Below are 11,906 nucleotides of genomic sequence, written 5' to 3'. Positions count from 1 at the left end.
AGGGCTTATCCAAGATATGCAGGTTGTAAATCGCACATTTCGTTTCGGATCTAGTTTTCAGAGAACAAACTCTGAAATGAAAATCGGTACATCACAGAATGTGTGTATGATTTTCAGTTCTACAATGATTTCAAGAAGCTATGCTTCGACAAATCGCGTTTGGTGGCGATGGCGGAGGGGTTCCACACGTACCCATCCCGAACACGACCGTTAAGCCCTCTAGCGCCGATGGTACTTGGACCGCAGGGTCCTGGGAGAGTAGGACGCCGCCAAGCAAAGAACCACTGCTGATGTTATTCGGCGGTGGTTTTTATTTGTCTAATATTATATTTCTAATATAAACCGTAACAGCCCAGAGGATCCAGGGCTGTTTTTTTATTTCAATTTATGTGATGTACTAAAACTTTTCAGGTTATTCATTTCTTTATAGTCAGTTTAATTTAAGCAGACTGTCTGTCTATTTATCCATTTGGTTGCATGCATCCCCTAGACTTAAAAGGGAGTTCTCCAATGCATGCTGGGTTTCTGAATCAATGATGACTCCTTGTTTATTCATCTTCAATGTAATATGAGGAATGGTTAGAGAAGCCTCATGTAAGACTTGGGCATTAATCATGTTTAACGTCAGCAATAGTGAAGCATGGGCTTTGTCACCGCCCAAGGGGCTAGGAGAAGCAGCGATGGCAACGGTGGGTTTATTAAGCCATTCTCCAGAAGATACAATCCAATCTAATACGTTTTTTAAGACTCCAGGAACTCCGTTCCCATACTCCGGTGTGCAAATCAGAACTCCATCAGAATTCTTCAGTTGGGCTCTCAAATTCTGCACGGATACTGGACCCTCTTCGACATCGAGGTCAGGGTTAAAATGCGGTAGATCATTTAATCCACCATATACTCTAAACTTAAGGTTAGGAAGAGCCAGCTTAATTATGGCATGCATTAGTAACGTATTGGAGGACTTATTGCGCAGACTGCCGGAAATCGCAAGGATATTATATTCTTTTTTCATAGGTATACATCATCTCTATTCTTTAGTAATGTAAGGCAATATTTTTATTTTCCTCCAGTTGGAATGGACTGTCTATAGAAAACGCATTTAATTAAGGCATTCTTCATGTTACTCAGAGGACATCCACAATTCTTCATCAAAAATGCATGCGATAGCTTGCATGACTCTGGGTAATAGGATGAAGAGAGCGCTTAAAATAAACAACTGAGGAATGAATCATAATAAATATTTTTAAAAATTAGTACCAAGTACTAATACTTAGTGCTATAATGGTAAAAAACAAACGAGGTGACTACCGGTATGAATCAATCAATGTCAACCATTACCGCAATGGGTACGTATGTACCGGATCGAATATTAAGTAATGCTGATTTAGAGAAGCTGGTCGACACGAGTGATGAATGGATTGTACAGCGCACAGGGATGAGAGAACGGCGCATAGCAGCTGAGGATCAATTTGTATCTGATCTGGCTACCAAGGCTGTAGAAGATATGATGCGTCGCTATAATGTTAGCGTAGAAGATGTGGATATGATTTTGGTTGCTACCAGCACACCTGAATATTCATTCCCGAGCACAGCATCCAGAGTGCAGGCGAATCTCAAGATTCCACATACGGGAGTGCTTGATTTGAATGCGGCATGTGCGGGGTTTACGTATGGATTACAGCTGGCTGACAGTCTGGTAACCAGTGGCATGTATCATAAAGTGTTGGTTATTGGAGCAGAGACGTTGTCCAAGATTACCGATTATACAGACCGTACGACATGTGTATTGTTTGGCGATGGGGCAGGAGCGTTTTTGGTAGAAAGAGCTGCTGGAAAAGGTGACTTTATGGCAGCCATCTCAGGTACGAGTGGAGAAGGCGGTATTCATCTTTATAAGACGGGTCTATCTTCGAAGATGAATGGTGTACCTCTGCAGGGTGAGGGATGCCTTGTTCAGAATGGCAGAGAGATCTATAAGTGGGCAGTACGCACGATTCCAGAACAATTGAGTGGGCTTATAGCCAAAGCAGAGATGAAGCCGGAAGAGATTGATTGGTTTGTACCCCATAGTGCAAATCTAAGAATGATTGAAGCGGTTTGTGAACGCGGTCCTGTTCCGCTGGAACGCACTTTAACAAGTGTGGAGTACCGAGGAAACTCCTCCGCGGCTTCCATTCCGCTCGCTTTACAGCTTGCAGTAGACGAAGGGAAATTAAAGAGTGGGCATCAAATAGCTCTGTTTGGTTTTGGAGGCGGACTGACCTACGCAGGTCTTGTGCTTAGATGGAGCGTACCGGATACCAATTAAAGAAACAGATATAACTCTTTTCATACATGAATTGAGATAACACAAAAAAAGAACACCCTTTCCATGAACGCATGAAAAGGGTGTTCTTTTTTTGTGTAGCAGAATGATTAAAGATAAGGTTATCTAGATCGATAGCGATTTGGCTTTGTATCTGATACCGTCAATCCCTACGAAGCAGACAATTAGCATAAATGTTTGCGTTATTTTAATCGTAGTTTAATTAATCTGATGAACGATTTATGGCGTGAGCTTTGGTGCTTGGCGGTGATGAGTCCCTTGCTCATAGCTGTAAGCCAGCTTGAACAAGGTTCCTTCATCAAAGGCGCGGCCCAGGAATTCCATCCCTACTGGTAGACCTTCAGTTGTAAATCCAGCAGGTACGGTAATTGCCGGGAAGCCAGAGAATGGACTCAAGCGGTTGTTACCGCCGGAGTTTTGTCCTTCGCCAATAACACCAGCGGCTTGCGTGGACGTAGGATAGATGATGGCATCCAGGTTGTTGTCCGCCATAACTTTCAGCAAAGACTCACGCGTGATTTGGGTACGTTTCAGTACAATGTCCTTATATTCGGCAGTCTCCAACGTTTCCCGTGCATCACGAGTCTTCATCGACTGTTCTTGTGACTTGTCGAACTGTCCGGAAGCAATAATTTCGGACAAGCTGTGATAAGGGGCTTCGTCACCAAGAGACTCCAGATAGTCATTAAGTTGGAATTTGAACTCGTATCCACTCAAGCTTGGGTATTTGTTGATTTCAGCCAGGTTCGGAATGCTGATCGGGACTGCCGTAGCTCCCAGCGTTTTGAGTTCTTCTACAGCGTTGTTAATCACGTCAGCGACGGCTTTTTCCTCAGCTTTGGTACTTGGGATAAGTTCGGTGGCTACACCGATCCGTGCTCCTTTCAGTCCGTTTACATCCAGGAAGTCTGTATAGCTGGAAGGGATTTTGCCTACAGCATAAGCTGTAGCGACATCGTTTTTGTCATAGCCGGCTGTAGCATCCAGCATGATTGCGGCATCACTTACGGTACGAGCCATAGGGCCACCGACATCCTGTGTCAATGCGAGAGGGATGATTCCTTCACGGCTGGACAATCCGATTGTTGGACGAATACCGACAAGGCTGTTGAAGCTGGAAGGGATACGGATCGATCCGCCCGTGTCAGTACCCATACCCGCAGCTGCAAAGTTTGAGGCAATGGCAGCACCCGTACCACCACTCGATCCGCCTGGATAGTGATCCAGCGCATAGGGATTCAGTGTTTGTCCACCCAGCGAGCTGGATGTGGTAATGCCGAATGCGAATTCATGCAGATTGGTTTTGCCCAAAATAATGGCCCCGGCTGCTTTGAGTTTCTTCACTTGTTCAGCATCGTGAGCAGGTATGGAATCTTTCAGACAGATACAGCCTGCGGTTGTAGGCATATCGTTGGTATCGAAGTTATCTTTAACTAAAACCGGAATACCATGTAAAGGTCCGCGTGGGCCCTGAGCTGCACGTTCTTCATCCAACGTTTCAGCGATTTTGAGAGCATCCGGGTTCAATGTCAGGACTGCATTGATGCTCACACTCTGATCATCGTATTTTTCAATGCGATCCAGGTACTTCTGCACAAGTTCTTTGGATGTCAGTTTTCCTTGCGTCATGGCAGCCTGGAGATCCGTTATGGTAGCTTCCTCCAGAACAAATGGTTTTATGTAGTTATAAATGCGGTCCTTCAATATGGAGACATCATTTTGGGTAAGTACTGCATTAGGAAGGAAAAGGGCGTCGGTATAACCTTTCATCAAACCCGCTGTGTTCAGCGCACCAACGGCACCGGCAAAGCTCGCCTGATCTGGAACGTCCTTGAACGATTCTGGAGTGGACTCTAGCTTCAGCCAGGTTTGCAAAGCTAAAGCAGCATCTTTACGCTGTACTGTTGTGCCGGAAAGTTTGTCTATGGAAAAAGGAACACCTGCAAGTGTAGCCACTTCTTCCATGGCTTGAATAAATGCTGCTGCTGTGACAGGTGCCTTACCAGCGGATACGGCTGCAACCGTAGTTTTGCTAGAAGGCGTTGCCGTTGCAGCTGACGCTGAGGGAACCGTTCCTCCCCATGCTGTGGCAACAACTGCTCCGGCCAGTAACAAGGCCCCACTTTTTTTCAATACAGATCCATGATAAGTCATGCATCCACGCTCCCTTCCTGTGTATCAATGATGTGTGTTAGCGAATCTGATATAGTTGCTTTTGTCACATTCTAAATAGATGTAAGGTATTCTTACAACACTCATATTTATCCAAAAAAACGTATACATACTGCATTATCGCTAGAGATCCTATCAAATGCTCCTAATTCCATTCACAGAAGGAAATTGTCGAAGAATATTGTGTTAGCTAATGTAACATATAAGTCGCAATATAGACATTTCATGAGGGACATCGTTATTTGTGAAGCCAAAGCAAACCCATACCATGAAATGATATAATGAAAAGATAGAAGTAGAAGAATTCTCTTAATCAAACAATAGAAGCATGAAGTCATAGGTTTTATTAAAGAAAGGAAGAGATGGAGTGAAAACATTAGTACTCGCAGAAAAACCATCTGTGGCACGCGAAATAGCCAGAGTGATGGGAGCGCGTGATAAACATAAAAGTTATATGGAAGGCCCGAAATATATCGTGACCTGGGCGCTTGGACATCTTGTCGGGTTGGCTGAACCAGAGGACTATGACAAAAAGTATGCAACTTGGAATCTGGAGGATTTGCCGATTCTGCCCGATCGGACCAAGCTGAAGGTACTCAAAGAAACAAACCATCAATACAAGGCAGTACAGCAGTTGATGAAACGTCAGGATGTTGGTGAATTGGTCATTGCAACGGATGCCGCACGTGAGGGTGAATTGCTGGCTCGTTGGATTATGCAGATGGCGCAGTGGAAAAAGCCGTTCAAGCGGCTGTGGATATCCTCCCAGACGGACAAGGCAATCAAGGATGGATTTGCATCACTCAAGCCAGGCAGCCAGTTTGATCGTCTTTATGAATCGGCACGTTGCCGGGCAGAAGCAGATTGGATGATCGGTCTTAACGTGACACGTGCATTGACGGTTCGATTTAATGCACAATTGTCAGCTGGACGGGTACAGACCCCTACACTTGGCATGATTATGGACAGGGAAAATGAGATCAATGGTTTCCGTTCGCAGGAGTATGAGACGTTAACGGCCGATCTGGGAGGTTTTCAGGCGGTATGGCGCGCTGCTGGTGGCGATTCACGCATCTTCGATCCGCAAGAGACACAAGAATTGAAGAAACGTATAGAGGGTCGTAAGGGTACAATTGCCCAAGTGAAAAAAAGTGAAAAGGTTGAGCCGCATCCACTGGCCTATGACCTGACAGAATTACAACGGGATGCCAACCGGAAATACGGTTTTTCCGCCAAGCAAACCTCGAATGTGCTGCAGCGCCTTTATGAACAGCACAAGCTGGTAACCTACCCACGTACAGACAGCCGTTACCTGACATCGGATATGACGGGAACGCTGAAAGAACGACTGGATAGTGTTGCGATTGGCCCCTATGCGTCTCTGGCTCGTCCGTTATTGCGTAAAAATCTGAATATCACCAAACGTATCGTGGATGACAACAAGGTAACCGATCACCACGCGATCATTCCAACAGAACAGACGGTTCTCCTCAATCAGCTGAATCCAGAGGAACGTAAGTTATACGATCTGATCGTACGCCGTTTTATCAGCTTGTTCTATCCGGCTGCGAAATACGATTCTGTTGCGATCACTGTTCAGGTGGGCAACGATTCCTTTCATGTGAAAGGTACAACGGTGAAAGAAAGCGGCTGGAGGGAAGTGTACGGCGGAGATTACAGCAATGAGGATGATGATCGTGCTGACGATTCTTCAGACCATGAGCGTGCGCTTTTGCCAGACGTGCAGCAAGGTCAGTCCGTGACGGTTCAACGTTGTCATATCAAAAGTGGACGGACGATGCCGCCCAAACGGTATACCGAGGCAGCTTTGCTTTCCCAGATGGAGAAGTATGGACTGGGTACTCCGGCTACACGTGCGGATATTATCGAGAAGCTGGTAAGTTCCGACACCATCGATCGTCAAGGAAACAGCATGCATCCAACGGGAAAAGGGAAGCAGTTAATTGAACTGGCTGCTCCTCAGCTGCGTACACCGGATTTAACAGCCCGCTGGGAAGCTGAACTGGAGCATATTGCTCGTGGGCAAGGGAAGCCAGAGCCTTTCCTGGAGAGCATTCGTTCAATGGCGAAAGAGCTTGTATCTACGGTAAAAGGAAGCAAAGCGGAGTATAAGCCGCATAATGTATCTAATAGTCACTGCCCGGATTGTAATGCGCGCTTGTTGGAGAAAAAGGGCAAACGTGGCAAGTTCCTCGTGTGTCCAACAGAGGATTGCGGATATCGTCGTTCGGCAGAGAAACGATTATCCAATCGTCGGTGTGCACAGTGTCACAAAAAGATGGAAATTAAAGAGGGTAAGGCAGGTTTGTACGTGCAATGCCTGCCTTGCGGCATAACGGAAACATTGGATAAAGACAAACAGCATGTGAACAAACGTGATCAGCAAAAGCTGGTCAAACAATATGCAAAGCAGGAGTCGATCGGTTCCAATCTGGGAGAACTGTTGAAGGCAGCCATGGAGAAAAAGGGAGAGTAAGACTGTCGTATAAGATTCTCCTTTTTCAGGCAACGTAAGCCTAGGAGGTGATACGCAGATGCCACATAACAAACCAGAAAAGATTCATAATCAGCAGAACAAAGACAGTATCCGGGAAGAGAGTATCTCTGTACGTCCCGAAAAGGCAGCAAAAAGAGCGCCAAACCTGAATGGTATTCCTAAACAGGAGTCATAGGTTAGGTATTCGGGATTCATTGCTTCTAAATATCTTTGCGGTTCCCTTCCCGCGTTGATCATGTTCCTTCAGAGGACTATAATGGAGGTACAGGGAGATGTCCCGGGACAGGGGGACCGCTAGAATTATATGCAAACCGGATTGATACTGTGGTTTTTATTTATCAATGTCGTAGGTTACCTGGTCATGTCGGAAGACAAGAAACGTGCGCAGCGCCGTCGAGACCGTACACCCGAACGAACGCTGTTCCTGCTGGCCTTTATTGGTGGGGCATTGGGGGTATGGATTGCAATGTATCGTAAACGTCACAAAACCAAACATCCCAGTTTTACGATCGGCATTCCGTTGTTGTTATTCCTGAATGCAGTAATCTATGGGTATTTCCTGCAATAAGGTATGTATTGAACGATTGGGATCTGTTGTACTCCAGGTGAGTGGCTAGAATGATTATGTAAAATGTTTCTTATAAATGGTTCATTTTGACCTGGGGATGTTTAAGGAGTTACATGGTTCTTGTATTTTATGTCAGACCGAAGCTGGCTTCGAATGTTCTACATATAAAGGAAGGGACGGGATTTACATGTTATTCTCCAAAATACTAGTAGCATATGATGGTTCGAAAGCTTCAAATAAAGCACTTGATCGTGCGATTGAGTTGGCCAAAGTTTCTCCGGGTGCTGTCTTGGATGTTATCCATGCCTTTGACTTTCCACGTGTATTCATCGGGGAAGGATTGGCACCTTTGCCACCTTCTTTGAATAATGACTACTATAATCTGGCGGTGCAAACAACGGATGAAGCGAAAGAGCGAATTCAGGCTGCAGGCGTTACAGCGAACGTGGATCTGATTCAAGGAGCTGCTGCCGAGGTCCTTCTCGATTATGCCAAAGAGAACGGATCGGATATCATCATTATTGGTAGTCGTGGTCTTGGTGGAATTCGGGAATTTGTCTTGGGCAGCGTTAGTCATAACGTAGTGCAGCATGCTCAGGTTCCGGTACTTATCGTGAAATAATTATAGAATGTGTGTACACACATAATAGAGAAAAGCCGGCTGTCTTCGATAGGTTGAAGAGGGGTCGGCTTTCTTTTTTGGAATAAAAGGGATGCAGTATCTCTGAATGATCGGTTATTTCCGAACATTATATTTGTCAATATGTTAAATGTTCGTCTTTAAGTTGACATTAGCTGTAGGGGATTGTTAGAATGTTAGATGTGTCGATCAGTTATATATAAGGTCGAGTAGGTTCGAAAGATGTGGAATTTTCAATATTAATGAATTTATTTGTGGAAATAGATATTTGCTCGTATAACGCCGGGAATAGGGCCCGGAAGTATCTACCCGGGAACCGTAAATTTCCGGACTACGAGGAGATACGGCTGAGAGACGCATGAAATCAGATGCGGACAGCAAGCCTGCCTTTGGCATGCCCAAATGCGGGATACGTATTTCTTGGAGTCCGGTGTCCGGAGAAAATGTGATGTTTTCGCGGGTAGCGGATTTTTTCATTTCACAATAAACGAGAAGCAACAGGATGAAACCAAAACGCTCAGACGGGAGTTGGATGTATTCATGTCAGTACAGGTGGCTGTGATTATGGGCAGTAAGTCGGATTGGGAAACGATGAAGTATGCTTGTGAGGTGCTGGACGAGCTGGAGATTGGGTATGAAAAAAAGGTCGTATCCGCGCATCGCACACCAGATTTGATGTTTGAATATGCGGAGCAAGCGATTGGCCGTGGATTCAAGGTTATCATTGCAGGTGCGGGCGGGGCGGCACATCTGCCTGGTATGGTCGCTTCCAAAACGATGCTTCCGGTCATTGGGGTTCCCGTACAATCCAAGGCGCTAAATGGTCTCGATTCCTTGCTGTCCATTGTTCAGATGCCTGGTGGCATTCCCGTCGCAACGGTAGCGATTGGCAAGGCTGGTGCAACGAATGCCGGATTGCTTGCGGCTCAGATCATCGGTGCTTTTGACCAGGATGTCCAACGTCGCAGCGAAGCCCGCAGAGAGCGAATCAAACAAGAAGTGCTCGAAAGCAGTGACGAAATATGACTAGTACCAAAATTCAACCCGGATCATCAGGCGAAGCAGAACGTGTCTTGCTCCCAGGAAAAACAACCATCGGTGTTCTTGGAGGCGGGCAGCTTGGACGGATGCTGACACTTGCCGGAACAGCGATGGGGTATCGTTTCGTAACACTTGATCCGGCAGTAGATGCTCCTTGTGGACAAATTGCCGATCAGATTGAAGCGGGATATGACGATGAAAAGGCTGCACTCGAACTGGCTCGGCAGTGTGATGTAATCACCTATGAGTTCGAGAATGTAGATGCAGATGTTGCTTCTCTCCTAGAACGGGAATCCTATGTACCGCAAGGAAGTGCGTTATTATACACAACCCAGCATCGTTTACGTGAAAAACGAGCCATTGAGGCGGCTGGTGTACGTGTAGCCCCTTATCGGGAAATTACAAGCAAGGACACAATGAAGGCAGCCGTGAGCGAACTTGGAGTTCCTTGTGTACTGAAGACGGTGACCGGCGGATACGACGGCAAGGGGCAACGGGTTATTCGCGAAACCAATCAGGCGTTAGCTGCTTATGAAGAACTCGCGGCTACCGGTGCGGAACTGGTATTGGAGCAATTTATCAAGTTTGACTGCGAGATTTCAGTCGTTGTTGCACGCAGCACGAATGGAGAAATTAAGACGTTCCCGCCTGCGGAGAACATTCATGTGAACAACATTTTGCATGCTTCGATTGTACCCGCAAGAGTAGCGACCGAAATACAGATTGAAGCGCAGAAGTTGGCGGCAGCAGTGGCTCAATCCATACAAGCAGTAGGATTGCTGGCAGTGGAGTTGTTTGTTGCGGCAGATGGAAGACTGTACGTGAATGAGCTGGCCCCTAGGCCGCATAATTCCGGCCACTATACGATGGAAGCCTGTGCCACATCACAATTTGAACAGCATATTCGTGCGATTTGCGGATTGCCGCTTGGAGATACTTCATTATTGAGCCCTGTTGTTATGGTCAATGTGCTTGGAGAACATCTGGAAGGTATAATTGCCAGAACGGGTCAGGCTGACGCGGAAGCGTTGGAACTCGGTGTGATTCCTAAGCTTCATATATATGGTAAAACCGAAGCGAAGATAGGACGGAAAATGGGGCATGTCAATCTGCTCTGTCAGGATGTCGAAGAAGGATTACAATGGATTGAACAAACTAATCTTTGGAGGAATACAAATTTATGATCGAACGTTATAGCAGACCCGAAATGAGAGCCATCTGGACGGAGGAGAACAAATTCAAGTCATGGCTGGAAGTTGAAATTTGTGCATGTGAAGCTTGGGCAGAGCTTGGAGTCATTCCTAAGGAAGAAGCAGCATTGCTTCGTCAGAACGCTTCCTTTGACATCGACCGCATTTACGAGATTGAACAGGAAACACGTCATGACGTTATTGCCTTCACACGTACGGTATCTGAAAGTCTGGGAGCAGAGCGGAAATGGGTGCACTACGGACTGACTTCCACGGATGTCGTTGATACGGCTCTTGGATATGTACTTCGTCAGGCAAACGAAATCTTGGAACGTGATATCGTGAACTTTATCGAAATTTTACGTGAAAAAGCGAAGACCTATCAGCACACGCCAATGATGGGACGTACACATGGGGTGCATGCGGAGCCAACGACATTTGGTCTGAAAATGGCACTCTGGCATGAAGAAATGAAACGGAATCTGGAGCGTTTCCGCCACGCGGCAGACAACGTACAATACGGTAAAATCTCTGGAGCAGTTGGGACTTACGCGAACATCGATCCATTTGTTGAAGAGTTTGTCTGCGAGAAGCTGGGTACAAAGCCTGCACCAATCTCGACTCAAACGCTGCAACGTGACCGTCATGCAGAATACATGGCTACACTGGCATTGATCGCAACATCTTTGGACAAGTTCGCTACAGAAGTACGTGCGCTGCAAAAGAGCGAGTTCCGTGAAGTGGAAGAAGCATTTGCGAAAGGTCAAAAAGGATCTTCTGCAATGCCGCACAAACGTAACCCAATCGGCAGTGAGAACATCTCCGGTCTGTCCCGCGTTATTCGCGGACATATGGTATCGGCATACGAGAACGTGACACTTTGGCATGAGCGTGATATCTCGCACTCTTCCGTAGAACGTATCATTCTGCCGGATGCAACGATGCTGCTGAACTACATGCTGAACCGTTTTGGTAACATCGTGAAGAACCTGACGGTATTCCCTGAAAATATGAAACGCAATATGGAGCGTACCTTCGGCGTGCCATTCTCCGGTCGAGTGATGACCAAGTTGATCGACAAAGGTTTCAGCCGAGAGCAAGCGTACGATACCGTTCAACCACGTGCGATGCAAGCATGGGAAGAACAACGCCAGTTCCAGGATATCGTGAAATCTACACCGGAAATCACTGAAGTGCTGAGCGAAGAGGAAATCGCAGATGCGTTCAACCCATCATGGCACCTGAAGCACGTAGACACCATCTTCAAAAAGCTTGGTTTGAACGACTAATATAATACTCTCATAAGGCTAGAGAACTGAATGATGGGTCAGCTGGGAACGCAGAGGACAGAAATAAGCTGAAGAAGCGAAGCGTTCGCCTTTATCACCGGATTTTCACTTTGAAAAAGTGGAATCAAAAAATCTGGGGATAACAGCGATCGGAAGATTGTT

Annotated in this window: 10 protein-coding genes, 1 rRNA gene and 1 riboswitch; of the genes, 9 read left to right on the top strand and 2 right to left on the bottom strand. The window is 46.3% G+C overall.

Annotation, left to right across the window (positions count from 1 at the left end):
* Positions 1–158: 158 nt before the first annotated feature.
* A 5S ribosomal RNA gene (gene rrf, locus G3352_RS30645) occupies positions 159–275 on the top strand.
* A 182-nt stretch (positions 276–457) separates the two neighbouring features.
* Here the strand turns inward: rrf and G3352_RS30640 are convergent.
* Positions 458–1,012: an NADPH-dependent FMN reductase gene (locus G3352_RS30640; RefSeq protein ID WP_163761697.1), complete on the bottom strand. Its 555-nt coding sequence runs from the start codon at positions 1,010–1,012 to the stop codon at positions 458–460.
* A 300-nt stretch (positions 1,013–1,312) separates the two neighbouring features.
* Between G3352_RS30640 and G3352_RS30635 the strand changes: the two genes are divergently transcribed.
* Complete coding sequence (locus tag G3352_RS30635; RefSeq protein WP_163761696.1) at positions 1,313–2,308, top strand: ketoacyl-ACP synthase III; 996 nt, start codon at positions 1,313–1,315, stop codon at positions 2,306–2,308.
* Between the two features lie 237 nt (positions 2,309–2,545).
* On the opposite strand, the gene G3352_RS30630 is transcribed toward G3352_RS30635, so the two are convergent.
* Complete coding sequence (locus G3352_RS30630; RefSeq protein ID WP_163761695.1) at positions 2,546–4,480, bottom strand: amidase family protein; 1,935 nt, start codon at positions 4,478–4,480, stop codon at positions 2,546–2,548.
* A 385-nt stretch (positions 4,481–4,865) separates the two neighbouring features.
* Between G3352_RS30630 and G3352_RS30625 the strand changes: the two genes are divergently transcribed.
* The 7 genes from G3352_RS30625 (at position 4,866) to purB (ending at position 11,744) form a co-directional block, all read left to right on the top strand.
* The gene (locus tag G3352_RS30625; protein ID WP_163761694.1) at positions 4,866–6,995 is read left to right on the top strand and encodes a DNA topoisomerase 3; all 2,130 of its coding nucleotides are present in this window, start codon (positions 4,866–4,868) and stop codon (positions 6,993–6,995) included.
* A 58-nt stretch (positions 6,996–7,053) separates the two neighbouring features.
* Positions 7,054–7,191 carry a hypothetical protein gene (locus G3352_RS30995; RefSeq protein ID WP_181586730.1) on the top strand — a complete coding sequence of 46 codons (138 nt, stop codon included), beginning with the start codon at positions 7,054–7,056 and terminating at the stop codon, positions 7,189–7,191.
* 129 nt (positions 7,192–7,320) lie between these two features.
* Positions 7,321–7,584 carry a DUF1294 domain-containing protein gene (locus tag G3352_RS30620; RefSeq protein ID WP_163761693.1) on the top strand — a complete coding sequence of 88 codons (264 nt, stop codon included), beginning with the start codon at positions 7,321–7,323 and terminating at the stop codon, positions 7,582–7,584.
* Between the two features lie 187 nt (positions 7,585–7,771).
* Positions 7,772–8,206 (top strand): universal stress protein, encoded by a 435-nt coding sequence (locus G3352_RS30615; protein ID WP_024633549.1) that lies wholly within the window; start codon positions 7,772–7,774, stop codon positions 8,204–8,206.
* A gap of 270 nt (positions 8,207–8,476) precedes the next feature.
* A riboswitch (purine riboswitch) is annotated at positions 8,477–8,578 on the top strand.
* 186 nt (positions 8,579–8,764) lie between these two features.
* Positions 8,765–9,250, top strand: coding sequence for a 5-(carboxyamino)imidazole ribonucleotide mutase (gene purE / locus G3352_RS30610; RefSeq protein ID WP_090904914.1), 486 nt, complete (start codon positions 8,765–8,767; stop codon positions 9,248–9,250).
* Positions 9,247–10,449, top strand: coding sequence for a 5-(carboxyamino)imidazole ribonucleotide synthase (gene purK, locus G3352_RS30605; protein ID WP_163761692.1), 1,203 nt, complete (start codon positions 9,247–9,249; stop codon positions 10,447–10,449). The genes purE and purK overlap by 4 nt, the downstream gene beginning before the upstream one ends.
* Positions 10,446–11,744: an adenylosuccinate lyase gene (purB, locus tag G3352_RS30600; RefSeq protein WP_163761691.1), complete on the top strand. Its 1,299-nt coding sequence runs from the start codon at positions 10,446–10,448 to the stop codon at positions 11,742–11,744. The genes purK and purB overlap by 4 nt, the downstream gene beginning before the upstream one ends.
* The last annotated feature ends 162 nt before the right edge of the window (positions 11,745–11,906 follow it).

Origin of the sequence: Paenibacillus sp. ALJ109b (genome assembly GCF_010747435.1) — a bacterium.
In the GTDB taxonomy this organism is placed as follows: Bacteria; Bacillota; Bacilli; order Paenibacillales; family Paenibacillaceae; genus Paenibacillus; species Paenibacillus taichungensis.
Note: the sequence above shows the minus strand (reverse complement) of the source record. Positions and strands in the feature narration are given on the sequence as shown.